Source organism: Corynebacterium sp. KPL1818 (assembly GCF_000478135.1).
In the GTDB taxonomy this organism is placed as follows: Bacteria; Actinomycetota; Actinomycetes; order Mycobacteriales; family Mycobacteriaceae; genus Corynebacterium; species Corynebacterium accolens.
Window position 1 is genome coordinate 136,810 of the sequence record NZ_KI515759.1, and the last position, 25,891, is coordinate 162,700.

The 25,891-nt window shown below is 61.8% G+C and carries 26 protein-coding genes; 18 read left to right on the top strand and 8 right to left on the bottom strand.

Annotation, left to right across the window (positions count from 1 at the left end; all coding sequences use genetic code 11):
• Positions 1–31 precede the first annotated feature (31 nt).
• The 4 genes from obgE (at position 32) to HMPREF1261_RS06460 (ending at position 4,733) form a co-directional block, all read left to right on the top strand.
• Entirely contained in the window at positions 32–1,564 is a 1,533-nt protein-coding gene (gene obgE, locus HMPREF1261_RS06445) for a GTPase ObgE (RefSeq protein WP_023029123.1), read from the top strand.
• 137 nt (positions 1,565–1,701) lie between these two features.
• Positions 1,702–2,934 (top strand): glutamate 5-kinase, encoded by a 1,233-nt coding sequence (proB, locus tag HMPREF1261_RS06450; RefSeq protein WP_005277962.1) that lies wholly within the window; start codon positions 1,702–1,704, stop codon positions 2,932–2,934.
• A 23-nt stretch (positions 2,935–2,957) separates the two neighbouring features.
• Positions 2,958–3,887, top strand: a complete 930-nt coding sequence (locus HMPREF1261_RS06455; protein ID WP_023030361.1) for a D-isomer specific 2-hydroxyacid dehydrogenase family protein — start codon at positions 2,958–2,960, stop codon at positions 3,885–3,887.
• Positions 3,888–4,043: 156 nt separating this feature from the next.
• A complete protein-coding gene (locus HMPREF1261_RS06460) occupies positions 4,044–4,733 on the top strand; it encodes a metal-dependent transcriptional regulator (protein ID WP_023030362.1) in 690 nt (229 codons plus the stop codon).
• Between the two features lie 26 nt (positions 4,734–4,759).
• Here the strand turns inward: HMPREF1261_RS06460 and HMPREF1261_RS06465 are convergent, their stop codons facing one another.
• From HMPREF1261_RS06465 to HMPREF1261_RS06480, 4 genes are read right to left on the bottom strand one after another with little or no spacing between them, the layout of a single operon-like run.
• Positions 4,760–5,557 carry a metal ABC transporter permease gene (locus HMPREF1261_RS06465; RefSeq protein WP_023030363.1) on the bottom strand — a complete coding sequence of 266 codons (798 nt, stop codon included), beginning with the start codon at positions 5,555–5,557 and terminating at the stop codon, positions 4,760–4,762.
• Positions 5,545–6,369 (bottom strand): metal ABC transporter permease, encoded by an 825-nt coding sequence (locus HMPREF1261_RS06470; protein WP_023030364.1) that lies wholly within the window; start codon positions 6,367–6,369, stop codon positions 5,545–5,547. Before HMPREF1261_RS06470 ends, HMPREF1261_RS06465 begins: the two co-directional genes overlap by 13 nt.
• Complete coding sequence (locus HMPREF1261_RS06475; protein ID WP_023029118.1) at positions 6,366–7,064, bottom strand: metal ABC transporter ATP-binding protein; 699 nt, start codon at positions 7,062–7,064, stop codon at positions 6,366–6,368. The genes HMPREF1261_RS06470 and HMPREF1261_RS06475 overlap by 4 nt, the downstream gene beginning before the upstream one ends.
• On the bottom strand, positions 7,061–8,140 hold the full coding sequence (locus tag HMPREF1261_RS06480; RefSeq protein ID WP_023030365.1) for a metal ABC transporter substrate-binding protein: 1,080 nt from the start codon (positions 8,138–8,140) through the stop codon (positions 7,061–7,063). Before HMPREF1261_RS06480 ends, HMPREF1261_RS06475 begins: the two co-directional genes overlap by 4 nt.
• A 225-nt stretch (positions 8,141–8,365) precedes the next feature.
• On the opposite strand from HMPREF1261_RS06480, the gene HMPREF1261_RS06485 reads away from it, so the two are divergent.
• The 11 genes from HMPREF1261_RS06485 (at position 8,366) to HMPREF1261_RS06535 (ending at position 17,545) form a co-directional block, all read left to right on the top strand.
• Positions 8,366–9,634: a glutamate-5-semialdehyde dehydrogenase gene (locus tag HMPREF1261_RS06485; protein WP_023030366.1), complete on the top strand. Its 1,269-nt coding sequence runs from the start codon at positions 8,366–8,368 to the stop codon at positions 9,632–9,634.
• A 4-nt stretch (positions 9,635–9,638) separates the two neighbouring features.
• Entirely contained in the window at positions 9,639–10,565 is a 927-nt protein-coding gene (locus tag HMPREF1261_RS06490; RefSeq protein WP_051142531.1) for a cutinase family protein, read from the top strand.
• Between the two features lie 18 nt (positions 10,566–10,583).
• Positions 10,584–11,201 (top strand): nicotinate-nucleotide adenylyltransferase, encoded by a 618-nt coding sequence (nadD, locus tag HMPREF1261_RS06495; protein ID WP_005284339.1) that lies wholly within the window; start codon positions 10,584–10,586, stop codon positions 11,199–11,201.
• 117 nt (positions 11,202–11,318) lie between these two features.
• On the top strand, positions 11,319–11,762 hold the full coding sequence (gene rsfS / locus HMPREF1261_RS06500; RefSeq protein ID WP_005277990.1) for a ribosome silencing factor: 444 nt from the start codon (positions 11,319–11,321) through the stop codon (positions 11,760–11,762).
• 7 nt (positions 11,763–11,769) lie between these two features.
• Complete coding sequence (locus HMPREF1261_RS06505; protein ID WP_005277992.1) at positions 11,770–12,468, top strand: histidine phosphatase family protein; 699 nt, start codon at positions 11,770–11,772, stop codon at positions 12,466–12,468.
• Complete coding sequence (locus HMPREF1261_RS06510; protein WP_005277994.1) at positions 12,468–13,265, top strand: DegV family protein; 798 nt, start codon at positions 12,468–12,470, stop codon at positions 13,263–13,265. Before HMPREF1261_RS06505 ends, HMPREF1261_RS06510 begins: the two co-directional genes overlap by 1 nt.
• Before the next feature lie 158 nt (positions 13,266–13,423).
• A complete protein-coding gene (locus tag HMPREF1261_RS06515; RefSeq protein ID WP_005277997.1) occupies positions 13,424–14,101 on the top strand; it encodes a helix-hairpin-helix domain-containing protein in 678 nt (225 codons plus the stop codon).
• Positions 14,102–14,121: 20 nt separating this feature from the next.
• Entirely contained in the window at positions 14,122–15,525 is a 1,404-nt protein-coding gene (locus tag HMPREF1261_RS06520) for a ComEC/Rec2 family competence protein (RefSeq protein ID WP_023030368.1), read from the top strand.
• Positions 15,526–15,532: 7 nt separating this feature from the next.
• Complete coding sequence (gene holA, locus HMPREF1261_RS06525; RefSeq protein ID WP_023030369.1) at positions 15,533–16,501, top strand: DNA polymerase III subunit delta; 969 nt, start codon at positions 15,533–15,535, stop codon at positions 16,499–16,501.
• A gap of 10 nt (positions 16,502–16,511) precedes the next feature.
• Positions 16,512–16,901, top strand: a complete 390-nt coding sequence (locus HMPREF1261_RS06530; protein ID WP_034658145.1) for an ankyrin repeat domain-containing protein — start codon at positions 16,512–16,514, stop codon at positions 16,899–16,901.
• A complete protein-coding gene (locus HMPREF1261_RS06535; RefSeq protein ID WP_005278005.1) occupies positions 16,898–17,545 on the top strand; it encodes a LysE family translocator in 648 nt (215 codons plus the stop codon). Before HMPREF1261_RS06530 ends, HMPREF1261_RS06535 begins: the two co-directional genes overlap by 4 nt.
• Here HMPREF1261_RS06535 and HMPREF1261_RS06540 read toward each other — a convergent pair.
• Positions 17,542–18,903, bottom strand: coding sequence for a hypothetical protein (locus HMPREF1261_RS06540; protein WP_023030371.1), 1,362 nt, complete (start codon positions 18,901–18,903; stop codon positions 17,542–17,544). The genes HMPREF1261_RS06535 and HMPREF1261_RS06540 overlap by 4 nt on opposite strands.
• A complete protein-coding gene (locus HMPREF1261_RS06545) occupies positions 18,896–19,738 on the bottom strand; it encodes a DNA adenine methylase (protein WP_023030372.1) in 843 nt (280 codons plus the stop codon). Before HMPREF1261_RS06545 ends, HMPREF1261_RS06540 begins: the two co-directional genes overlap by 8 nt.
• Positions 19,739–20,168: 430 nt before the next feature.
• On the opposite strand from HMPREF1261_RS06545, the gene HMPREF1261_RS06550 reads away from it, so the two are divergent.
• Positions 20,169–20,747 carry a TetR/AcrR family transcriptional regulator gene (locus HMPREF1261_RS06550; RefSeq protein WP_005278014.1) on the top strand — a complete coding sequence of 193 codons (579 nt, stop codon included), beginning with the start codon at positions 20,169–20,171 and terminating at the stop codon, positions 20,745–20,747.
• A gap of 99 nt (positions 20,748–20,846) precedes the next feature.
• Here the strand turns inward: HMPREF1261_RS06550 and rpsT are convergent, their stop codons facing one another.
• Together rpsT and HMPREF1261_RS06560 are read right to left on the bottom strand one after the other, a co-directional pair.
• On the bottom strand, positions 20,847–21,110 hold the full coding sequence (gene rpsT, locus HMPREF1261_RS06555; RefSeq protein ID WP_005278016.1) for a 30S ribosomal protein S20: 264 nt from the start codon (positions 21,108–21,110) through the stop codon (positions 20,847–20,849).
• A 225-nt stretch (positions 21,111–21,335) separates the two neighbouring features.
• Complete coding sequence (locus HMPREF1261_RS06560; protein WP_023017102.1) at positions 21,336–21,872, bottom strand: type II toxin-antitoxin system PemK/MazF family toxin; 537 nt, start codon at positions 21,870–21,872, stop codon at positions 21,336–21,338.
• 18 nt (positions 21,873–21,890) lie between these two features.
• Here HMPREF1261_RS06560 and lepA point away from each other — a divergent pair, with 18 nt between their 5' ends.
• Positions 21,891–23,741 (top strand): translation elongation factor 4, encoded by a 1,851-nt coding sequence (gene lepA / locus HMPREF1261_RS06565; protein WP_023030373.1) that lies wholly within the window; start codon positions 21,891–21,893, stop codon positions 23,739–23,741.
• A 246-nt stretch (positions 23,742–23,987) separates the two neighbouring features.
• On the top strand, positions 23,988–25,889 hold the full coding sequence (locus HMPREF1261_RS06570) for a phospholipase C (RefSeq protein WP_023030374.1): 1,902 nt from the start codon (positions 23,988–23,990) through the stop codon (positions 25,887–25,889).
• The last annotated feature ends 2 nt before the right edge of the window (positions 25,890–25,891 follow it).

Here is a 25,891-nt window from a genome sequence, read left to right on the forward strand (position 1 = left end):
GTATCTAATTGATAGCGAAGAGAGGCTGTTCATGGCACGTTTTATTGACCGCGTCGTCTTGCACTTGCAGGCTGGCGACGGTGGGCATGGCTGCGTGTCTGTCCACCGTGAGAAATTCAAGCCTCTGGGTGGACCGGATGGCGGCAATGGCGGCCACGGTGGCGACATCATCTTGGAGGTCTCGGAGCAGATCCATACCTTGATGGATTTCCACTACCGGCCGCATATTAAGGCCGAGCGTGGCGGCAACGGCGCCGGCGATATGCGCAATGGCGCGCGCGGTGAGGACCTGATTTTGGAGGTTCCCGCGGGTACGGTCGTGCGCACGGAAAAGGGCGAGACCCTAGCGGATCTTACCGTGCCGGGCACGCGCTTCGTCGCGGCTGAGGGCGGTTTCGGTGGCCTGGGCAACGCGGCGCTGGCGTCCAAGAACCGCAAGGCGCCGGGCTTTGCGCTGCAGGGCGAGCCGGGTCAGGCCCACGATCTGGTGCTCGAGCTTAAATCCATGGCGGATGTGGGGCTCGTGGGCTTTCCTTCGGCGGGCAAGTCCTCGTTGATTTCGGTGCTCTCTGCAGCCAAGCCGAAGATCGGGGACTACCCGTTTACCACCTTGCAGCCTAACTTGGGCGTGGTGGATATGGGCGATAGCTCCTTTACCATCGCTGATGTTCCCGGCCTTATCCCTGGCGCCGCCGATGGCAAGGGCTTGGGGCTGGACTTCCTGCGCCACATCGAGCGCACGGCCGTGCTGGCCCACGTCGTTGATACCGCGTCCATCGAGCCGGGCCGCGATCCGGAATCCGATATTGAGGCGTTGGAAAATGAGCTGGCCAAGTACCAGGAGGCGCTAGAAAGCGATACCGGCTTGGGCGACCTGCGCGAGCGCCCGCGCGTCATCATCCTGAATAAGGCGGATGTCCCGGAGGCGGAAGAACTGGCGGAGTTCGTCAAGGATGACCTGAAGGAAAAGTTTGGCTGGCCGGTATTTATTATCTCTGCGGCGGCGCGCAAGGGCTTGGACCCGCTGAAATTCAAGCTCATGGAGATGGTCACCGAGCACCACAAGGCACAGCCCAAGCCGAAGCGGGATGCTTCCCATACTGTTATCCACCCCAAGGCCCAGGCGCATAAGAAAAACACCGGCAGCTTCGCGGACTTTAGCGTGCGACCGGATCCAGAGGTGCAGGGCGGATTCATCGTGGAAGGCGAAAAGATCGAGCGCTGGATTACCCAGACCGACTTTGAAAACGATGAAGCCGTGGGCTACTTGGCAGACCGCCTGGCCAAGGCCGGCGTGGAAGACGAGCTGCACAAGCAGGGCGCGGTGGAAGGCTGCCCCGTGACCATCGGCGGGATTACCTTCGAGTGGGAGCCGATGACCGGTGGCGATCCCACTATGGCCAGCCGCGGCGAGGATGCCCGCCTGAAGGGCACCAACCGCGTCTCCGCGGCAGAGCGCAAGCGCGCCTCCCAGGCCCGGCGTGGCTTGGTCGATGAATTCGACTACGGCGACGAGGAAGAGATCACCCGCGAGGGCGCCAACCGCGACCGCTGGCAGGGTTAGCCACCGCGCGAGTGGGGAAGTGGGGCCTCCTCCGCTGGGGCGAGTGCCCCCACCCCGGGCATAATGTGCTGCGCACATGGGGGAAATACGCCCCAATGAAGGGGACTCGTGCTGGAAGCTTTGTACACTATTGAGTTATGTCTTCTGATCAACAGAAAGAGCCCATTCTTCCGCTCCCCGTAGAGCCTTTTGATGGCCCTACCGCTGATACCCCGTTCCCTGAAGCCCTTGATGAAAACCCGATAGCCTCCGGGTTTGAATCCGAATTGCGCAACTCCATCGCTGAGGCCAAGCGCGTCGTTGTCAAGATTGGTTCCTCGTCGCTGACGGATGATAACTTCCGCGTCTCGCAGGAAAAGATCGATCACATCGTGGATGCCGTCCACGCGCGCATGGGGCGCTCCGATGTCATCATCGTTTCCTCCGGTGCGGTTGCCGCCGGCATGGGTCCGCTCGGCCTGCACCAGCGCCCCACCGACTTGGCTACGAAGCAGGCCTCGGCGTCTGTGGGCCAGGTGCACCTTGCCTATGAGTGGGGCCGTTCCTTCGCGCGCTACCAGCGCACCATCGGTCAGGTGCTGCTTACGGCGTCCGATGCCGGTCATCGCGACCGCGCCCGCAACGCGCAGCGCACCATTGATCGCCTGCGCCAGCTGCGCACCATCCCCATCGTGAACGAAAACGACGCCGTGGCTACCTCGGAGATGCACTTTGGCGATAACGACCGCCTGTCGGCCTTGGTCGCCAACTTGGTGGGCGCGGACGCGCTCTTCCTCTTCTCTGACGTCGATGGCCTCTATGACAAGAACCCGGCCGAGCCGGATGCGAAGTTCATCGATGAGGTGCGCACCGGTAAGGATCTCAAGGGCGTTGTTGCCGGCGATGGCGGCAAGGTCGGCACCGGCGGCATGGCCACGAAGGTCTCCGCCGCCCGCCTGGCCACCCGCGGCGGCATTCCAGTGCTGTTGACCTCTACCGATAATATTGGGCCCGCGCTTTCCGATGCCTCCGTGGGCACCGTCTTCCACACCCGCGAGGAACGCCAGCTTTCGGCCTGGAAGTTCTGGGCGCTCTACTGCGCCGATACCGGCGGAGCCGTCCGCCTGGATGAGGGCGCCAAGGAAGCCGTGACCAAGGGCGGTACCTCCTTGCTCGCCGTGGGTATTACGGATGTCCGTGGTGAATTTAACAAGGGCGAAATCATCGATATCTTGGGCCCGAAGGGCGAGGTTATTGGCCGCGGCGAGGTCCGCTTCGATTCCGAGGAATTGAATGCGATCAAAGGCATGCAGATGAGCGAGCTGCCAGAAGATAAGCGCCGCTCGGTCGTGCACGCGGATTACCTGTCTAACTTCGCCTCGCGCATCTAGCCGCGTGCCGTACGCTGGTTCCCATGAAGTATTTTATGGGACCAGAAACCTGGCAGCCGACGGTCGATGACTTGAACGCTGCCGGCCACGAGCGCGTAGAGAACCTCGCAGACGCAGAGGTCTATGTCAATACCACACCCAGCCCGCGCCGCATCCCAGAGATGCCGGACAATATCGGCTGGGTGCAGCATTGTTTTACTGGCGTCAACCAACTTATCGATGCCGGATTGATTACCCCCGAGGGATTGCCGTGGTGCAATTCCGCCGGCGCCTTTGCCAAGCCTGTGGCCGAATGCGCACTGGGCCTGCTGCTCTCCCAGGCACACCAGCACAAGGCCTTTACACAGGCCGGCACGTGGTCGGTGGCCAAGGAGCTGGATGAGGCGCAGGAGTGGATTTATGACCAGCAGGGGCCGAAGAAGGTGGCGATTTTGGGCGCTGGGGGCATCGGCAAGCAGCTTATTGCCTTGCTTAAGCCCTTTGGGGTGCACATTACCGCCGTGAATCGCTCCGGCCGCCCAGTGGAGGGCGCCGATGAGGTGGTGGCCATGGCTGATGCAGCGCACGTGTGGGGCGAGGCCGATGTCATTTTCTGCATCCTGCCCGCAACGGCGGAAACGGAGGGGCTAATCGATGCCGGAAAGTTCCGCGCCATGAAGCCGTCCGCGCTGTTTATCAACGTCGGCCGCGGCAGCACCGTGGTCACGGATGACTTGGTGGATGCCCTGCGCGAGGGCGAGATTGCAGGTGCGGGCTTGGAAGTCGTGGACCCAGAGCCGCTTCCCGATGACCACCCGCTGCTCTCCCTGCCCAATTGCACCATGACCCCGCACATCGGGGCGACAAAGCACGTGGCGCAGTATCACATGGGCGATATTTTCAATGCCAATGCCGCCGCGTGGGAGAAGGGCGAGCCCATGCCCACCCAGGTGGACCCGGAGGCGGGATACTAGAAAGATCAAAAGCCACGGACAGCGATGGCTGGGTGCGTCGTGTGTGTACCGAAGAAAGGACGTACCGCCCACTGCCCGTGGCAAGTGAAAATAAAAGTTCAACTCGTTGAACTACTGCTAAACTAACACTTATCCAAGGACGACGCAAGCACGATTATGAAGATGGTGGATATGCACCTAGAAGAACTGCCTACCCGCAGCCAGGATTATCTTAAGGTTCTGTGGGATTTATCGGAGCACTCCGGTGGCGCCCCGGTAGCGCTGAAGGATGTGGCGGCGCGCCTGGAACAAAAGGTGCCCACCGCCTCCGAGGCGATTAAGAGGCTCGCCGCCCAAGGACTGGTGGAGCACGAGCGCTATCAGGGCGTCTCATTGAGCCCTGCAGGCCGTGAACTGGCGATGCAGATGGTGCGCCGCCACCGCCTATTAGAAACCTTTTTGGTAGAGACCCTGGACTATTCCTGGGACGAGGTGCACGAGGACGCTGACCGCCTCGAGCACGCCTGCTCCGATCGCTTTATCGGCCGCATCGATGCGCTGCTGGGATCCCCCGACCGCGATCCGCACGGCGATCCCATTCCCGATATTGGCGGCGGGATCGAGGATCTTGGCACGCTCACGCTCGCCAGCGCCCCGCTTGATGCGCCCGTGACCGTAGAGCGCGTCTGCGATGAGGATCCAGGCTTGCTGCGCTACCTTGACCGCTTTGGGGTGGAGCTGGGCAACGAGCTGCGCGTAAGCGATAGCGTGGCCGGGTTATTGACGGTGCAGACCGAAGGCGGCGAGATGTCGCTGGCGGAGGTGGCCGCCCGCGAGATCACAGTCCGCCTGGCCTCGACTAAATAACGCGCGGCGCCATCCCGCGCCGCGCGCTAGGAAATCGCCTTATAGGCCGTCATGCTGGCGAGGTAGAACACGCCGGCCACAATGGCGATGGTGCCGCCGGCCGAAAGGCTCAAGTGCGCAGCGATAAAAAGCCCGGCCACCGCGATGGTGATGCCGATGATGCCCGCCCCGATAAGCAGCGCCTCCGGGCGCGATACCCACGGGCGCAGGCCCGCGGCTGGAGCCACGAGCAAGGCGATGGACAAGATGGTGCCGACGGCGGGGATGACGGCGGCCATCGTCAAGCAGATAAGGCCGAGCGTCAGGGCATCGTAAAGCCCGCTATGCGGGGACGTGGTGGGGTCGAAATACGCCTGGAAGAGGCGGCGCCGGCAGGCTAGTACCGCCAGTAGGCAGATAATGACCAGGCCGGCTGCGACGGCGACATCGCGGTGGTTGACCGTGGTAAGCGAGCCCACCAGGAAGCTATCGACGTGCAGCGGCAGCGGCTGGAACCAGCGCAGCAACAAGATACCCATCGCAAACCCCAGAGTGAGCGTGGTGCCCGCCGCAGCGGTGGAGGAGACGCCGTGCACCTTGCCCAGGTAATGCATGAAAATCGCCAGCGGAATGCAGACCGCCACGGAGCCGAGCATGAGCCCATCGCTCAAGTTGGCACCCAGCGCATTGGCCACGACGACGCCGAGGACCGCGCCGGGAAAGGTGCCGTGGGAGAGGCTCTCAGCAAAAAAGACGCGATTGCCCAACACCATGAGCGTACCTACCAGCCCGGAGAGGCAGCCTACCGCGATGGCTTCGAAGAATGGCAAAGTTAAGACACCCATATGCGCCTGCCTAAAAGTGCGAGCGGAACGGTCAGGGACAGCGACAGCGCGACGATGGCTTGCGGGGAAATCTGGTGGGAGGTCACCGAAAGCATGAGCCACAGGCCCACGCATACGGCGACTACCGCGCCCACCAGCGCCCACAGGAGCATCTGCAGTGGGGTGCTAGCCAGGACGCGCCCGACCAGGCCCGGGACCACCACGAAACCCAAAACGAGCAATACGCCGATGGCGGAGCTCGCGGCGACGACGATAAGGCCCACCGCTACGTTGGCAGTGACATCGATTAGCCCCACGCGGATGCCGGTGGCGCGCGCGGATTCGCGGTCAAAGGCGACGGCTACTTGCGAGCGCCAGGTGGCCAGAATGAGCAGGGCGGCAACCACGCACAAGATGATCGAGGGGATCATGCGGTCAGTGGTGATATCGAGCAAGCGGCCAAACATAAGGGCCTCCAGCTGGCCGGAGCGATCCCCCACGGCGAGGCTGATGACCACGCCGATGCCATACATCAAGGTCAGTACCACCGCGGTACCGGATTCATGATCGTGGCCATCGCTGCCGGAATTCAGGCGCGCCAAAATGAGCACGGCGACACCCGCGGCGACGGCGGCACCGGGCAAGATGCCGGGAAAGCCCGCCACGGCCAGGCCGATGACGATGCCCGGGAATACCGAGTGGACCAGCGCCTCGACGCTAAATTCCATGCGGCGCAGGTTAACCATCACGCTGACCACTGCGCCGGTCAAGGCCACGCACAACAAGAACAGGGCGGCGCGCTGCATATAGGGAGCAGTAAGCAGAAGCGTCACATGTCCCCCTGCAATACCGACGTGGCCTCCAGGTAGCGCTCGACTGCATCCTCGGTATCAAGGACTTCGCTGTGGCCGTCCACGATGAGCATTCCGGCATCGCAGGCGCGCTGCGCCAAAATGGGATCGTGGGTGGAAATGAGCAGGGCAACCCCGCTTTCCTTGAGCTTGGCGATGATCCCTAAAAGCACCTGCCTGCTATCTTGGTCCAGGCCATTGAAGGGCTCGTCCATGAGCACCAGGTCCGGGTGGGCGGCCAGCGCGCGGGCGATAAAAATGCGTTGGCGCTGCCCGCCCGAGAGCTTATCCCAGCGGGTCTTCGCCTTATCCGCCATGCCGACGAGCTCGAGCGCCTGTGTAATCTGCGGGCGCAGGCGGCGCATGCTGCCCATGCGCTCCCACCACGAGGCCTTATTGAGCAGGCCCATTTCCACGACCCGGCCGGCGGTGACGGGAAAGGTGGGATCGCAGGTGTGGTGCTGGGGAACATAGCCCAGCGTCGCCGTGCGCTGATGCTCGCCGCGCAGCGTAGCAAGGCCGGCGATGGCCTTTAAGAGAGTGGATTTACCAGCACCATTAGCCCCCAGCAGCGCGATGGCCTCACCTTCGTGGATGGTCAAGGAGACATCGTCCACGATGGTGGTGGTGCCATAGCCGCAGGAGGCATGGGAAAGCTCTAAAAGCGGTGTACTCATCGTGCGTTATCCAGGCCTTCTGGCAGATCGGCTGCTTCACCGTCCCAGGCTTCTACCAGGGTGGTGACGTTGTGGATGATGGAGCCGATGTAGGTGGCGCCGTCGCTATTCGGCACGCCCAAGGAGTCGCCGTACAGGGCGTCATCATCCATAATGGCCTTGACGCCTGCGGCGCGGGCGATGGCCTCGATGGACTTAGAGTTATTGGAGTTTTCCGCGAAGATGGCCTTGGCGCCGGAATCGCGGACCTCCTTGGCGGCATCCTCGATGTGCGAGGAGGTGGCGTCCTGCTGGTTATTGAAGTCCGTGAGTGCGGAGCCGATGAACTTCACGTCATAGTCGTTGGAGAAGTAGCCAAAGGCGTCGTGCGAGGTAAACAGCACGCGATCCTGCTCAGGGACGGTCTCCAGGGACTCGGTGACCCACTTATCCAGCTCGTCGAGCTGCTTGGTGTACTTTTCGCCGACCTCCTTCACGGATGGCTCCTTATCGGCCAAGGCATCCACGATGTTTTCTACCTGGATCTTGGCGTTCTTGGGGGAGGTCCATACGTGCGGGTCGTGGGTGAATTCTGGTTCCTCGCCGTCCTCGCCGGGGAACGGCCACTCGCGCAGGTCTACCTTGTGCTTGGAGCTGTCATCGCCGGCGGTGACGATGGTCTCGCCGTCAAAGCCGGAAGACTCCACGGCGTTATCGAGGAAGTGCTCGAGATCGACGCCGTTTTTAAAGAGGAAGTCCGCATCCGCCATGGCACTCATCTGCTGCGGGGTCATCTCGTGCTCGTGCGCGCTGGCATTCGGCGCCAACAGGCAGGTGAGATCGAGGGTGGTATCGCCATCGCCCTCGGTGGTTTCCTTGCCGCTGGAATCCACCTTGTGGAGCGTCATGCCACCCTGGGCAATCTGGGTGAGGTAATCGCAGATCTGCGTGGTGGTGGCAACGGCCTTGATGGTCTGATCGTCGCCCGAACCGGAGCCCGCGTCGGAACCGTTGCCGCCGTCGTTCGTGCTGCAGGCGGCGAGGGCGACCCCGCTCAGGGTCAGCATCAGGCCCAGCTTGGCCACGTTCTTTTTCATGAGTGCTCCTTTTGTGCAGTGAAACCTATCAAGCAAAGAATAAACATACCCAAGTAACTATTTCAAGGAATTGAACAATTGGATTTGCAGTTGTGAGCTTTACCGCACTCTCGGGTGCGGGTAGAGGGGGTGGTTTTCTCTGCGTGGCCTGCCTAATTTAGGCAAAGCGTGAGGTATACGGCGGGCGGCTGAAAAACTCGGGCGGGTACGTTACTCTGGTATGACATGAGCAACACTGAACGCGAAGAAGTTCTGTCCAAAGCCCGTGCTGCAAAGGACGTTGCGCCCGTCGTGGCGCAGCTGTCCACGCCGCGCAAGAATGAAATCTTGCAGCGCGCAGCCGAAAATCTCATTGCCCACACCGATGACATCCTTGCTGCTAACCAGCAGGATATTGAGGCCGGCCGCGAGCGCGGCATGTCCGATTCCCTGATTGACCGCCTGACCTTGGACGCCGCCCGCGTTGAGGGCATTGCCGATGGCCTGCGCCAGGTCGCTGGCCTGCAGGACCCGGTAGGCGAGATCCTGCAGGGCCGCACCATGGATAACGGCATCCAGATGAAGCAGGTGCGCGTCCCGCTCGGCGTGATGGGCATGGTCTACGAGGCCCGCCCGAACGTCACCGTCGATGCCTTTGGCCTGGCGCTGAAGTCCGGCAATGTGCCGCTGCTGCGCGGTTCCAAGTCCGCGCGCAACTCCAATACCAAGCTGGTGGAGCTCCTGCAGGATACCCTCGCGGAGTTCGACTTGCCGCGCGAGGTAGTCCAGCTCCTGCCGTGCGAGACCCACGATTCCGTCCAGGACTTGATTACCGCCCGTGGCCTGGTGGATCTGGTTATCCCCCGCGGCGGCGCCAAGCTCATCGAGGCCGTGGTTACCGGTGCTACCGTTCCGGCTATTGAGACCGGTACCGGCAACTGCCACTTCTACATCGACGCTTCGGCCGACATGGATAAGGCCATCGACATGGTCATCAACGGCAAGACCCGCCGCACCTCGGTCTGCAACTCTACGGAGTGCGTGCTTATCGATGCCGCGCTTGATGATGCCACCAAGCTGCGCATCGTCCGCGCCCTCCAAGACGCAGACGTCACCGTCCACGGCGACGTGGACGAGCTCGAGGGCTTCGGCGCCAAGGACGTCGTCCAGGCCACCGAGGAGGACTGGCGTGAAGAGTCGCTGTCCATGGATATCTGCGCCAAGGTAGTCGACGGCGTCGACGGTGCCATCGCGCACATCGCGGAATTTACCACTGGCCACACCGAGGGCATTGCGGCCCAGGATGCCGACGTCTTGGTCAAGTTCGGCAACGAGGTCGATGCCGCGGCTGTCATGCTGAACGCCTCCACCGCGTTTACCGATGGCGAGGTTTACGGCATGGGTGCAGAGATCGGCATTTCCACCCAGAAGCTGCATGCCCGCGGCCCAATGGCCCTGCCGGAGCTGACCTCTTCCAAGTGGGTCCTCCAAGGCACCGGTCACGTGCGCCCATAAGAATATGCGTCTTTTCTCTCGCTCTCGCGCCGCCGCTGGTTTCGTAACTATCGCCGCCACGGCGGCGCTTGGCGCGTCTATGCTCGCCCCTGTCGCGGCGGCGGGGCAGCCCCACCCACAGGCCGAAACCTGCCCCGATTACGTCTTCCTTGCCGCGCGCGGCTCGGACCAAAACGAAGAGCACGGCGAGTACTTCGGCCCGCAGCGCTACTCGGAACAGGGCGCGGAATCCAATGGCTATGAAGGCCCCAACCTTGCCGCGCTCTTCCACTTGGTAGAACAACGCCACCCCGGCACCATGGATAATGCCTACGTGCTGGCGCTGGATGCGGATGCTTATCCCGCCTCGATGAACCTGCCACCGCTGGCCCAAGAGGGTGAAAACCTCCGCCCGCTGCAGCTGATGCGCCGCCTTGGTGGGGTGCTGCTGGAACACCCCTTGCATGAGCTGGTCTATCAGGTCACCGTCGGCTTTGTGCAGAGCCTGCGCAGCGGCATGAGTAACGCGCCGCGCGTGGTGGAGCAGTACGAACAGGAAACGGGCTGCAGCCCGCGCTATATCACCGCCGGGTATTCGCAGGGAGCGATTATCGCCACCAGCGCGGAGCGTTACCTCGCCTCCCAGGACAAGCTCGCCGGGGCGATCTACCTGGGCAATCCCTTGCGGCGTCCCGGCGGCATGGCCGGGCCGATTCCGCGATATCTCATTCCTCATAGTGCCGCACTGCCGGCCGATCGTCGCATCGATTATTGCCTTGCCGGCGACTTCGTCTGCGATCTCAGCCTGCGCAATGCCAAAGATGCCTTGGCCACCAAGGCCGCCCACCACGCTTCGTATTTCCGCGATAGCAAGGGCGATGCGGCAGTGGAACAGGACAATGCCCGCGTGGCCGATACCGTGGCTGGCTGGCTTAACTCCCTAGCAGGGTAGCGGCTATACTCTCCAGCCATGACCAATTCCCAGCGCATTGGGATCATGGGCGGCACCTTTGATCCAATCCACAATGGCCACCTGGTCGCCGCTAGCGAGGCGGCGCACCGCTTTGCCCTCGATACCGTAGTCTTCGTTCCCACCGGCCAGCCGTGGCAGAAATCCTCCCGCGAGGTCACCGCCGCGGAGCACCGGTATTTGATGACCATGGTGGCAACGGCCTCCAACCCGCGCTTTACCGTCTCCCGCGTGGACATCGACCGCAAGGGCCCTACCTATACCATCGATACCCTGCGCGATCTGCGCGAGCTTTTCCCGGGCGCCGAGTTCTACTTCATCACCGGTGCGGATTCCCTACAATCCATCATGAGCTGGCATAACTGGGAAGAGATGCTGGACATGGCGCACTTCGTGGGCGTTACACGCCCGGGCTACGAGCTGAGCACGGATATGCTGCCGGCCGGCTCGCGGGAAGATATCAACCTCATCGATATCCCTGCTATGGCCATTTCTTCTACGGATTGCCGCGAGCGCGCCGCCCAAAACCGCCCGGTGTGGTACCTGGTTCCGGATGGGGTGGTGCAATACATCACCAAAAATAACCTGTACTCTGCGCAGCCGGATAAACCTTTATAGTTCAAGTTTGGGCACAATCGCGCCGAACGTGCAAGAATAGACAGCTAAAAGACACTTCCTCACCAGACGCGAAAAGGGAATTTTTATACATTGTCTATTTCTGATCTCGCCCGCCGCATGGCGGCAACCGCGGCGCACGCCGCACAGGACAAGCTAGCAAGCAATATCGCGGCAATTGATGTCTCCGATGTCCTTGCCATCACCGAGGTTTTCGTGCTGGCTTCTGCCGATAATGAGCGCCAGGTCGGCTCCATCGTGGATGAGGTGGAGGACCAGATGACGGCCCAGGGCTTCGAGCCGCAGCGCCGCGAGGGCAACCGCGAAAACCGCTGGGTGCTTCTGGATTATGGCAATATCGTCATCCACGTGCAGCGCACGGACCAGCGCGAGCACTATGGGCTCGACCGCCTCTACCACGATTGCCCCTTGGTGGAGATCGAGGGCATTGAGCCTCCCGAGCGCCCCGGCGATTGGACCAATGGCGTCAATCCGCGCACCGTGGATTCCATTGATGAGCTGCCATTGGCGCAAAAGGCCCCTGGCGAGGACGAGGAGCTTTAACCCCACCATGAGCCGCCGCCTGATTCTGATCCGCCACGGACAAACCACCTACAATGCCTCCGGCCGCATGCAGGGCCACTTGGATACTGAGCTTTCCGATGTCGGCTATGAACAGGCCCGCGCCGCCGCGCGCCTGCTCCGGGATCAGGGCGTGGTAAAAATCGTCGCCTCCGATTTGCAGCGCGCGCGAGAAACCGCGCGGGTGGTGGCAGAATCGCTCGGCTTAGACTTTTCTACGGACCCTCGCCTGCGCGAGACCAATCTGGGGCAGTGGCAGGGCAAGAGCTCGGCCGAAGTGGATGCGGAATTTCCCGGCGCCCGCGCCATCTGGCGCCACGATCCCACTTGGGCCCCGCCGGAGGGCGAGTCCCGCGTAGATGTGGCGCGGCGGGCTCGTCCGGTCATCGACGAGCTCATGCAGGAATTTTCCGGCTGGGATGACGGCGCCGTGCTCATCGTCGCCCACGGTGGTGCAATCTCCGCGCTCACGTGCCACCTGTTGGGCTTGGATCACGGCCAGTACGGCATTTTATCCGGCCTGAAAAATACCCACTGGTCGCAGCTGACCGCCCGCCCGGATTTCAACCCGGAAACCCCCGTGACCTCCCTGGAATTCACGCCAGAGACGGTGGCGAGCGCGCAGTGGTACTTCGACGGGTGGAATATGGGGGGCGAGGTCACCGGTGATGGAGGGGCAGATACCTAGTGACCGTTCGCGTCATTACTGACTCCGCGGCCAGCCTGCCCCCAGAGATTGCTGCAGAACTCGATATCACCGTCATTGACCTGCACGTGATGGATAGCGAGGACAAGGGCGGAAAACTGCGCACCACCTCGGGTCTGTCCTCCCTCGAATTGGCCGCGGCCTACGGCCGGGAAATGGAAAAGGCACAGGATGATGGCGTGATCGCCATCCACCTGTCCAAGGAGCTTTCATCTACGTGGTCGGCGGCGGTGGCTGCGGCAGGGGTTTTTCCTGATACGGTGCGCGTTATCGATTCCGGCTCGGCCGGCATGGTCATGGGTGCGGCGGCGATGGCGGCTGCCACCAAGGCGGCACACGGCGCAGCGCTGGAAGAATGCCACGCGGCGGCGCTAGATAGCATCGAGCGCGCGGCTACCTGGGTGTACCTGCATTCCACGGAGGACATGCGTCGCTCGGGCCGCATGTCCGCGGCCACCGCCATGCTGTCCACCGCGCTTTTAGCCACCAAGCCGATTATGTCCATCGTGGACGGCAAGCTGGAGCTGGTGGGAAAAACCCGCACGCAAACCAAGGCTTTCACCAAGGTGGTAGAGATCATCGCCGCCCGCGCTACCGGGGAGCCCGCCTTCATCGCCATTCAGTACAACCAGGCTGGCGAGGCGGCGGACAAGCTGCAGGGCCTCTTGCGCGATGCCCTGCCAGAAGGCACGTCCTTTATCACCACGCCCCTAACTGAGGTGCTCGCTGTGCACGCCGGCCCCTCCGCCATTGGGGTATCTGCCGTATTTAGCTCCTAGGCCCTCGCACGCACGCGCGAAGCTGGCCGGCCTGTGGGCCCCTGATTGTGGATAACCGCCCCGCCTCAGCCCGTTTGGTTGCGTCCCGCAACGACTTATCCACAGCACCTCCGCCCACATCCCCGCACCGCACGCGGGGGCTTCCTAGCCTGTGAGCTATGGCGTCTCCCAAAATCAGCGAACGACTCCGCGAATTTACCCAACCCACCGGCGAGGAAGAACTCCTCCGCGTCGATTACCCGCGCCCGCGCGTGCGCATCAGCCGCTGGCAGGCGTGCGCGGTAGCCATCATGGTGGTGGTGGGCGTCATTATTTGGCTGGGCCTGAGCTCCCGTAATTCGGATGAGTCCGGCATGCCCGAGCCCGCAGCGATGGGCAGTACCACCGCCGAGCCCAGCGCGGAGGCTAGCGAAATCGTCGTATCCGTCGTCGGCGAGGTCGCAGCGCCCGGCCTGAAGACCCTCGAGCCCGGCGCCCGCGTCGCCGATGCCCTCGCCGCAGCCACACCCCTGCCGGAGGCGGAGACCATGACGCTCAACCAAGCGCAGCGGCTTGCCGATGGCCAGCAGCTCCACGTCCTGCCCCAAGGCGCCCCGCCCGACCCCGCGCTTGCCGATGCCCCCAGCGCAGCACCCTCCGGCGGCGATAAAGTCAGCCTGAATTCCGCCACGGCCGCCGAACTCACGGATCTCAGCGGGGTAGGGGAGGTCACCGCGGAAGCCATCGTCTCCTTCCGCGAAGAGCGCGGGGGATTTAAGGACGTCGAGGAACTCCTCGAGGTCAGCGGGATTGGGCCTGCCAAGTTTGCCAAGCTCAAAGATGACGTGCAGCTGTAGGCAGAAGAGGCCACGCCGCGATGAAAGAACTCCGTCTGCTGCCCGGCGCCCTGACCGCATGGGTGGCGGTCATCGCGGTGCTGGTTTTCGGGCAGGGGTGGGCCGTGGCGTGCATCGGCAGTGTCGTAGGAATATGCCTGCTCGCTCGGCACTGGGGCCAAGCTATTTTTTGCGGCGTGCTCGCCAGCGCCGCCGCCTTCGTAGCCGCCGTGCGGCAGGCGCGAGCGGCCGCCTTCGATTTCGGCCGCGAGATTACCGGCCGCGTGGTCACCGCGCCGACCCAAACGAGCACCGGCGGTTGGTTCATCCGGCTCGATGTCCCAGGCTACCCCGCGCAGCTTCCGGTCTTTAGCCCCGAGCCGCTTAGCGCACCCGCAGGAACGCAGGTCACGGCCGCGGTACAGCTTTCCGAGTCCGACCAACCCGGAGTGGGAACCGTGATAGCCAACGCCTCCCATCTGCGTATCGACGCGCCCCCTTCGGGCTTGGCCGGCTGGGCCGCCCAGGTGGCTGATAACTTCCGCGCGGTCGTACTAGAGGCGGTAGGCCCGAGTAGCCAGGGGCTCATCCCAGGCATGGTGCTTGGCGATACCTCCCTGCAAAGCCCCGCCGAGCGCGAACTCTACATCGATACCGGGCTATCGCACCTCAGCGCAGTGTCTGGTGCCAATGTGGCCATCGTCTGTTCCTTCGCCGCCATCGTTTGCGCCGCGTGTGCCGCCGGACCGCGCACTAGGGTGGCGGTGTCCTTGGCCGCGCTAGCCACCTATGTCATCTTGGTGGGACTTGAACCGTCGGTGCAGCGCGCAGCCGTCGCCGGGGTAGTAGGCCTGCTCGCGGTGCTGCACTCTTCCACCATGGAACCCATCCACGCGCTCAGCCTCGGCATCCTCACCCTCCTTTTCGTGGATTCGGACCTCGCGGTGCATTTTGGCTTCGCGCTATCGTGCGCGGCGACCTTCGGCATCGTCATGCTAAGCCCGCTTATTTATTCCCATCTAGCGGTCACCGGCTGGCCCGCCATCTTTCTGCGCGCTATCGCGGTGGCGATTGCCGCCGATATCCTCACTCTGCCGCTTATCGCCCTCATGTCCGGCGAGGTATCCGTCGTCTCGGTCCTCGCCAATGTCCTAGTAGCGCCCGCCACCGCACCCATTACCGTGGTAGGGCTGCTCGCGGCCATCGCCGCGCAGCTAGGCCCCTTGAGCATTATCGCCGCGGGATTATTAAAACTCATCGAACCCGCAGCGTGGTGGATCAATACCATCGCCCACGGCGTGGCCAGCCTGCCCGTGGTCACCATCACCGCCCACCCGCTATTTACGCTTCTCGCATATGGATGGGTCATCGCCGGGCTGCTCTATCACCGGCCATGGCTGACCTTGGCGGGGGTTATCGCTTGTCTGGGTGTGTTTGCCGCCTAGCGCTAAAATGATGGGCATGCCTCCCGTACACCTCATTCTCGGCGACGATGAATTCCTCACCGAACGCGCCCGCCACACTATCCACAAGGCCGCGACCGAAGGCGAAGGCAATCGCCCCGAATTGATGACTCTCAAGGCTTCCGAGGTATCCGAGGGCGAAATCTTAGAGGCCACCAGCCCGTCGCTGTTTGGCGATAACCGCGTCATCGTCATCACGGACTGTGAACGCGCCGGGAAAGAGGTGGTCGATATCATCTTGCGCGCCTGCGCCAATCCCGCGCCGGGCATGACCATGGTGGTGGTCTATTCCGTGGCCGCAAAGACTCTGAAGAAAAAGAAGAAGGCGCCGGAGCTGGTGGCGAAACTCCGCAAGATTGCGGAGGTGCACGAGGTCTTTTCGCTCTACCCCAATGAGTTGGGCCAATGGGCCACCCGCGAGTTTGCTTCCCACGGTGTTCGCCCCACTCCGGACGTCGTGCACGCTGTTCTCGACGGCGTCGGCTCCGACCTCCGCGAACTTGCCTCCGCCATTTCCCAGCTCGTGGCCGATACGGGTGGCAATGTCACGCAGGAAGCGGTGCGCAATTATTATGTCGGCGTGGCCGAGGTAGCCAACTGGGACATTGCCGATGCCGCCGTCGCCGGCCGCGTCGAGGCTGCCGTTTCCACCTGCCGACGCGCCCTCCAGCTCGGAGCCAGCCCCGTGGCCATCGCTGCGGCTTTGGCCAATAAGGTCGGGGCCGTCGCGCGCCTGTATTCCGCCCGCGGGGACCAGTACACACTTTCCAGCCAAACAGGGCTTGCCCCGTATGTGGTGAAAATGACCCAGCCGGTGGCTAGGCGCTGGACAGCTGATGCCATCACCGCCGCCGTCATCCTCGTCTCCGAACTGGACGCCGCCGTTAAAGGCCAAGGTGGTGAGCCCGAATTCGCCGTTGAGGCGGCCGTAAAACGAGTCGCGGAATTGGCACGTTAAGCTAGAGTCCATGTCTGAGGAACAAGTGCAAGAATTCGCCGGTCGGCTCTTTGACATGGCGCGGGAGGGAAACCCGGATCTGCTGGACTATATTAATCAAGGCGTCAATATCAATCTGGTCAACCAAGACGGCCAGTCTTTTCTCATGCTTGCCGCCTACCACGGCCACGCAGATCTCGTTGCCGCGCTAGCAGAGGCCGGTGCCGACGTAAACTTGCTCAATGATCGCGGCCAATCGCCCCTGGCAGGTGCGATCTTCAAAAAAGAAGACGCGATTATTGATGCCCTCCTAAACGCCGGCGCCTCCGCTACCGCCGGGCAACCAACCGCCATCGATTCAGCCCGCATGTTTGGCCGCGAGGATCTCCTCGGGCGCTTGGAAGGCGAGTCCGCGCAGTGAGCTGGACTTCTTTTTTCACTATCCTTCTGATGAACCTGGTGGGCGTAGCCTCCCCAGGCCCAGATATCATTCTGGTCACTCGCTACGCCACCAAGTCGCGCCGCCATGCCATCGCTGCGGCCGCGGGCATTCAAATCGGCGTGTTGTTTTGGTGCGGTGCTACGGTCTTTGGCGCAGCCGCCCTCCTGACCGCCTTCCCCGGAATCTTAGGCGCGGTCCAGGCCATCGGCGGCAGCTTCCTCGTTTTCATGGGGTGGCGGGCGCTGCGCAGTGGCCTCGAACAGCGCACCAACCCACCCGTTGATCTGGAGGACGCCGAGGCCAAGCTAGGCCGGCTGCGCCACTCGTTCAAAATGGGGCTGGCAACGAACCTGTCTAACCCGAAGATCGTGCTTTTCCTCGCCGCTATGATTGCCCCGCAGCTGCCGGCATCTCCACCGTTGTGGCTGGCCATCGCGCTGACCCTGGCGTTGGCATTATCGGCTTTCGCCTTCTTCCTGGTGGTGGCCACGGTGATTTCCACGAATGCGGTGCGCCGCAAGCTCATCGCCGCGGGCCCGTGGATCGATATCGGATCGGGCCTGTTCTTCATCGTTGCCGGCCTCGCGCTCGTGGTCGCCGGCGTCCAGCAACTCGTGGCTTAAAGCCCCGGCAGGGTTTCCGGATCGCCCTCTGCCACCACATCCAGTGCCCACTGTATCCATCGCGCCACCGTCGAGGCCCGCCGCCTCGCCGTGGCAGCGCCCAGGCCGAGCCCTTCTATCGCCGCCGCAATTTCGTGCGTCTCGGCCACCGTCCCGCGCTGCAGGCTCATTTCCAGCGCCTGCCGGAATACTTGCCGCGCCGCCAACGCGCGCAGCAGGGCAGCGTTGCGCCCATCGCGTCGCGGCTGTGCGATGGCCTTTTCGCCGCGAGGGGTGAGCTGATAGTGACCATCGGCAAGCGCCAGCAACCCGAGGTAGCAGGCCGCATTGGCGTAATAGTCTGCCTGGCGCAGATGGAAGTCGTACTGCTCCGCAATTTCCTCCTTGCTCATCGGCTGCTGCGCGATGAGCTCCACCAGGTTGACCACGCGCTCAAAACTATTGGCCTGCGGGAAGGGAATCCCCGCCGGCTCCGGCTCGGCATCGACGGAGCCAATGATGCCCAGCGCATCCTCCACGCTGAGGTGCGAAGCGCTAAGCGCGTAGCGGGCGTGATCTACCAGCGCGATGCTGCGAAAATCCGCGGGATCACTGAAATCGTACCGATACAGGTGGAAAATCCCATTCGAGTAGACCAAAAACACGGGCACCACGGCTTTAGATAGCCACTGCTGGAAGCGCCGGTACGGAAAATACAATTGCCGGATATTGAAATCTTCGGAGATGTGATTTTTCGCCTCCACCAGCACCAAATGCTCGAGCGATTCGAAGCCGCCGTCGATTTCCATCTGCGCGCGGTCGACCTTAACTTCCAGCCCCAGCTCTGGCACCGGAATCGCCATGTCCAGCGACGACATGCGCCCGGCGACGGTGGCCTGCAATGGTTCGCATTCCAAGAAGTGCTCGAGCATGCCGCTTGCCGATGCCACATTTAACGCCATCGATTCCGAGTTCACGCTTTCGATATCGAGGGTGTCAAGGCCCGCGGGCATGTCTAATGTGCGCACAGAACCCGCCCCGGCGTGGGTGGGCTCCGGGAACCGTTCGTACAGGTCCAACGGCCCAACGAAGTATTCGCTGCGGCTGACCGGGAGGATCCCAAGCCCCAATTCCTTGAAAATCCACGGGCGCGAGGTAGAAAAATCGTGCTTGGCCATCAGCCGCGGTTCCCGGCCGGAAAGCTCTTTTAGCTCCTTGGCCGTGAGGTAGAAGTATCCTTTTTCTTCCAGCTGCTCGCCACACCCTGCGGCCATGATGCGCAGCCATCCCCAATCATCGAGGCCAAGCTTTTCGCCCTCTGGGACATCGAACAGTGCGCGAAGCTCCCGCTGCTCCTGGGTGCTCGGTGCTTTACTCATGGCCCACCTCGTAGTTGCGCACGAGCACTTCATCTACCTTGCCGCGGCGCGATCCCACGGAATTGATGGCGCGGGTGGCCGAAACGGTATCGATGGAAAAATCCGCGTAGAGGTCGCGGATGAACTCCGTGGCGGAATTGGACAGGAGGAATTTCACGCCGCGGGCATCGAGATCATCGCATACCGCCTTGAGGCGCTCTTGCTCTTCGCGGTCAAAACCGCCCTTTTGATAACCGGTAAAGGAGCTGGTGACGTTGACTGGGTCATAAGGCGGATCGAAATAGACAAAGTCTCCCTCACCAGCACCTGCCACCGCCGCGGCGAAATCGCCTTGCGTGAAGGTAATGTCATTGTCCCGAAAATACTGATGGACCCCGCGCAGCGTATCCGCATCACAAATTGTAGGGTTCTTATAACGGCCAAAAGGCGCATTGAATTGCCCCGCGGAATTTACCCGGTACAGGCCGTTATAGCAGGTCTTATTCAGATACAGCGTCCGCGCGGCGCGCTCGGTGGCAGAAAGCGCCGCGAACCGTTCCGTATCCCGGTCCACCGCGCGCAGCTGGTAGAAAAAGTCCGCGTCATTCGGATAGGTCGAAACCAGGCTGATGAGCTCGTCGACGCCCTCGCGCACTACCTCATATAAATTAATCAGCTCCGAGTTGAGGTCATTGACCCGCGCTGAGGCCGGGGTGAGCGAAAATAAAACCGCGCCGCCGCCGATGAAGGGTTCATAATAACGCCGCGGCGTCCCAGCGGGCAGGGCGGCGTGAATATGCGGCAAGAGCTGGCGTTTCCCGCCGGCCCATTTCACCAGAGGCTTGACGTTGTTCATTGGTGACTTATCTTAGCCGCCCCCGCAGACACGAACACCATCACCCTTTCGAACATATTAGCCCATAAAGGTGTACTTCGGCGTGCTGAAGGGTATCGGCCTGCATGGGGAGAGCTGCCTGGGCCCTGCTTCCGGCGCTAGCACCCGCTCGCGGGAGAAGCCCAGCGCCCCTGCCTTCCTGTGCCGCGCGTCCTGCGTGCTCACATGTGCCGGCGCTTCGGCGCAAAATATCCCTGCGGTTGACTGTCTACGGGCCGAGAATTCCGCGTTGACATGCGGGAACCTCAGCGCTTTGTGGTGGTTAGGGAAGCCTAGCAAGGGTCGGTTTTTCTTGGCGGGGAGAAAGACTATAAGGTGAAGAAAAATCTCATGTTTAAGGGGATTGAATAGTTGGGTTTCCCACGGGGTCGTGGGAAAGAGGGGAGAGAGTATGCCGCGCATTTCAGAAATCCGCGTCGCAGCACTGCGGCTCGTCATTGACCACGGGTATGACGGGTTCACCATGGAAACGCTTGCACAAGACGTAGGGATATCGCGGCGCACCCTTTTTAACTACGTCAAGGATAAGGAATCGGCGGTTCTGGGCCCGGAGGTTTCGGAAAAGTTCGACCAGCAATTGCAGAACTTCGCCGCTGGCCTGCCCACGGGTAGCCTGCGGGAGGATTCTGCGATCATGGCGAATGCGGAATTTGATCACGCCGTGGGCAACGATCACTTTCCGGAGATTTCCCAATTGACCGCCCAGGCGCTTTCCCAAGACGGGAAGTTATTGTCCATGTATTGGCGGCGAAACGAACGCGTCATGATGCACATCCGCCGGGCATTGCAAGCGCGCGAAGGGTGGAAGGCCTCGGATCCTAGGCTCATTCCGACGGTCAATATCATCCACACGCAGTTTCAAACCGCCATCCAGACTTTCGTGGAAACCCATGGCCGTACATCCTTGTCGGTGGCCTACGCGGATGCGGGCAAGATCTTCGAGGCTTACTTCGACGATGACCTAGCCTAGGTCCATCCGACGCAACAAAACCGGCGCAATAAAAATCCCCCGAACAAGCCGCTGCACACAGGCAGCGCTTTGCTCGGGGGGAGACAAGAAGGCTAGTTACTAGTCCATCTTGTTGAAGGCGGTGGCCAAACCGGACTTCTTGTTAGCAGCAGCGTTGCGGTGGAAGACGCCCTTGGAAACGGACTTATCCAGTGCACGGGAAGCAACGCGCAGCTGCTTTTCTGCTGCAGCCTTGTCGCCAGCCTCTACGGCCGCACGGAACTTGCGGATCTCGGTGCGAACCGCAGAACGCACGCTCTTGTTGCGCTGACGAGACTTCTCGTTGGTCAGAACGCGCTTCTGCTTGGACTTGATATTAGCCATGAAAATACCTCTTGATAATCGAAGATGATTGATTCAGAAACAAACCCGCCGGACGTGTCCCGCGAAGCCCCTCGCTAAGAACGAGGAGAGCGCTCGGCGCTGGTATTCGAAGAGCGAACCCAAGGTCCTGCCCGCCCCGACCAACGCGCCCGGAAAGTAAGTAACTTGCACATAGTAGCAGCGCAACCGCGCACCAGCCAAGTCTGCGGGCGCCGCGCCGCTGAACTACGCCCAGTGATAGCGCGAGCGCAAGCGGTTGGCAATCCGTTCGAACCTGCGTTCTGGAAAAAGGATGCCCTGGCGGCGCACCTGCTCCTCGGAAACCTCCAATAAACGGTCCAAGCGCACCCAGCAATTGCGCCCAGAGGCGTCCCATTCGCCGCAACCGATTTCGAGCCAGGCATCGTCAAGCGCATGCTCCGGATTGGCGGAAATGAGCAGGCCCGTCACGGTGGTGCGGGTGCGCCCGACCACCAAGATGGCGCGCTCGCGGGGAGGGGACTGCTTGCCTTCCGAAGGCGTCCACACCCACACCACCTCGCCGGAATCGGCCTGGCCATCCATATCGGGGGAGAAGAAGATGGAACGGGGGTGCGCCGCGGTGGCCTCGACCTGGATGGAGGCGGCCTTGCGCGGCTCGTGGCTCTGGGTGGACCTGTCCAGCCCTAACTGGGAGTTGATGCGGTTGAGGCCGGAGTCCACGGGCTCGCGCTCGCTGATTCCGAGCGCCTCGCGCAGACGGGTGAGCATGCCGGAATTCATGTCGACTATTGTAGACGTATGTCTGAAAACTTTGCGGCCACGACGTTTACGGATCCCTCCCGGATCCGTAACTTCTGCATTATTGCTCACATCGACCACGGAAAGTCGACGCTGGCAGACCGCATCCTGCAGCTATCTAAGGTGGTTGCGGAGCGCGATATGCGTGACCAGTTCCTCGATAATATGGATATCGAGCGTGAACGCGGCATTACTATTAAGGCGCAGAACGTGCGCCTGCCGTGGGTGCCGCAATCGGGGGCATCGGCAGGCGAGCAAATCGTCATGCAGATGATCGACACCCCCGGCCACGTGGACTTTACCTATGAGGTCTCCCGCGCGCTCGAGGCGTGTGAGGGCGCCATCCTGCTTGTCGATGCCGCCCAAGGCATCGAAGCCCAAACCCTCGCCAACCTGTACTTGGCGATGGAAAATGACCTGGAAATCATCCCGGTGCTCAATAAGATCGACCTTCCCGCGGCGGACCCAGATAAGTACGCGCTGGAAATCGCCAATATCATCGGCTGCGAGCCCGAGGAAGTGCTGAAGGTATCGGGCAAGACCGGTGAAGGCGTGGTTGAGCTGCTCGATAAGGTCTGCGAGTTGGTGCCGCCGCCGTCCTCGGAGTACGAGCCCGATGCGCCCGCGCGCGCGATGATTTTTGACTCCGTCTATGACACTTACCGCGGCGTGGTGACCTATATCCGCATGGTGGATGGCAAGCTCACCCCGCGCCAGAAGGTGACGATGATGTCCACCAACGTCAACCACGAGCTGCTGGAAATCGGCATCGTCTCGCCCACGATGCAAAAGTGCGAGGGCCTAGGCCCTGGCGAGGTGGGCTACCTCATTACCGGCGTGAAGGACGTGCGCGAGACCAAGGTGGGCGATACCGTCACCTGGTCCCACGGCGGCGCCGAAACCCCGCTCAAGGGCTATAAGGACCCTGAGCCGATGGTCTATTCCGGGCTTTTCCCCATCTCCCAGGCCGATTTTCCCGACCTGCGCGATGCGCTGGAAAAGCTGCAGCTTAACGATGCCTCCTTGACGTTCGAGCCCGAGACCTCCGTCGCCCTGGGCTTCGGCTTCCGCTGCGGTTTCTTGGGCCTGCTGCACATGGAGATCACCCGCGACCGTCTGGAACGCGAGTTCGGCCTCGACCTGATTTCTACCGCCCCGTCCGTGACCTACCGCGTGGTGGCAGAAGACGGCGAGGAAAGCTGGGTTCACAACCCTTCGGACTGGCCGGAAGGCAAGCTCAATGAGGTCTACGAGCCCATTGTTTCCATGACCGTCATCGTGCCCGAGCAGTTCGTCGGCCCGACCATGGAGCTATGCCAATCCAAGCGCGGCCAGATGGGTGGGATGGATTACCTGTCCGAAGACCGCGTGGAGCTGCGCTACACCATGCCCTTGGGTGAGATCATCTTCGACTTCTTCGACATGTTGAAATCCCGCACCAAGGGTTACGCCTCGCTCAACTACGAGGAGGCCGGCGAGCAACAATCGGACCTAGTCAAAGTGGATATCCTCCTCAACGGTGACCCGGTCGATGCCTTCTCCGCCATTATCCACCGCGATTCCGCCCAGTGGTACGGCAATAAGATGACCAAGAAGCTAAAGGAATTGATTCCACGCCAGCAATTCGAGGTCCCCGTCCAGGCGGCCATTGGTACCAAGGTTATCGCCCGCGAAAACATCCGCGCCATGCGCAAGGACGTGCTGGCCAAGTGCTACGGCGGCGATATCTCGCGTAAGCGCAAGCTGCTGGAAAAGCAGAAGGCGGGTAAAAAGCGCATGAAGACCTTGGGCTCCGTGTCGGTGCCGCAGGAGGCCTTCGTGGCGGCGCTGTCGACCGACGGGGACGACTAAGCACTGGAAAGCGCAGCGTAATAGTACCTTAACTTTCAGTTAACAATCTCCGCGGTGGCCGCCGCCTAAAAGCGACGTTGAGCTGCACCTATAGGGCATTCCTGAGACTAGGAATGCCCTTTTTGAGTATTTGCGGTTTATAGGTGGGCGGCGTTTAATTTCGATTCGAAAGCGACCGATGACTCTTCGGCGAGCCACAGCCACTTTCTCCCTCTTTGTTTCACTCGACTTAAGGCGGAAAATAAGATGAAGCTTCGCTCTCGCGCTGTGGCAGTGTGCGCTGCAGCTGCTGCTACAACCTCTCTGGTTCCCGGCATCGCGCAGGCCGAAACCAAGACCCCCATCGATCACGTCGTGGTCATTTACTCCGAAAACATTTCCTTCGACCACTACTTTGGCACCTACCCACACGCCGCAAATAACGACGACGAGAAACTCCAGGGCAGCGAGAAGCCCGCCCCCAAATTCACCGCCAAGGACGACACCCCGCGGGCAGAAAACCTCGAAAATACTGACCTGCTGGGGGAGAAGAACCCCAACTCCATCAAGCCCTTCCGCATCGCTCCCGAACACGCCGTAACCACGGACCAGAACCACCATTACGCCGATGAGCAGGAAGCCTACAACGGCGGCAAGATGGACAAGTTCCCGGAGACGGTGTCCACGGACATCGATAAGTATGGCGAAGGCTCGTACGCCACCCCCGGCATGACCATGGGATACTACGACGGCAATACCGTGACCGGCATGTGGAACTACGCGCAGAACTTCGCGCTAAATGACAACAGCTTTTCCACCATCTTCGGCCCCTCCACCCCGGGAGCGCTGAACCTGGTTTCCGGCACCGTTGCGGATGCCACCATGCACGACCCAGCCACGGGCGACCAGCAGAAAATCGAGGATGGCAAGAACCACGCCCTAGCCGGCGTATCCGAGGACGGCAGCACCGCCACCGTGGTGGGCGACCCGGACCCGCTTTTCGATGACTGCTCCAATAAGTCCTCCGCCGGTACCAACCAAGTCACCGCGATGCACTCCAAGAACATCGGTGACCAGCTCAACGATAAGGACGTCACCTGGGGCTGGTTCCAAGGCGGATTCCGCCCCACCGATGAGGCGACGAAGGACTCCCGCGCCCGCTGCGGTTCTTCGCACACCACGCTGACCGGTCAGAACCAGACGGATTACAACCCTCACCACGAGCCGTTCCAGTACTACGCGTCTACCGCCAACCCGCACCACCTGGCCCCGTCCAGCGATGACATGATTGGCAAGACCGACCAGGCAAACCACCAGTACGATCTCGCGGACTTCGATACCGCCATCGAGCAGGGCAACCTGCCCTCCGTGTCCTTCCTCAAGGCCGCCAACTATCAGGATGGCCACGCCGGCTACTCCAACCCGCTGGATGAGCAGGCGTTTATCACCCACTACATCAACGAGCTGCAGAACTCCCCGGAGTGGGATTCCACCGCAGTCGTCATCGCTTACGACGATTCCGATGGCTGGTACGACCACAAGGCGCCGGAAATCCTTAATGGTTCCGCCGACCCGCACCAGGATAAGGAAATCTGCACCGCCGCTGCCGCAAAGGTAGGCATCAAGGGCGATAAGAACGGCCAGTGCGGACCCGGCACCCGCCAGCCGCTGCTGGTTGTATCTCCCTACGCCAAGACCAACCACATCGATTCCACCTATACCGAGCAGACCTCGGTGACCAAGTTCATCCAGGACAACTGGGGCCTGGGCCGCTTGGGCGGCGATTCCTTCGATGATCGCGCGGGTGAGCTCACCGGCATGTTCGACTTCGCCGCCGCGGAGAAGGCCCCGAAGCTCTTCCTCAACGAAACCGATGGCACGGTGGCGGAGGATTATGACTCCGTCGAGCGCGTGGATGACACCTCGCGCGCTGGCACCAACCTGAAGCCGGTTGTCGATGGCATGAATGACACCAAGGTTACCGAGCAGGGCGTTCCTGCCGTGACCACGCTGGATAAGGCCCAGCAGCCGGACACCAACCACGCCGCATCCGGTTCCTCCAAGGCAGGCATCATCGGCATCCTCGCCGCACTGGGCATCGCCGCCGGCATCATCGGCTGGTTCATGAGCGGCCACCCCGGCCTTGATTTGAAGAACCTGCCATTCTAATT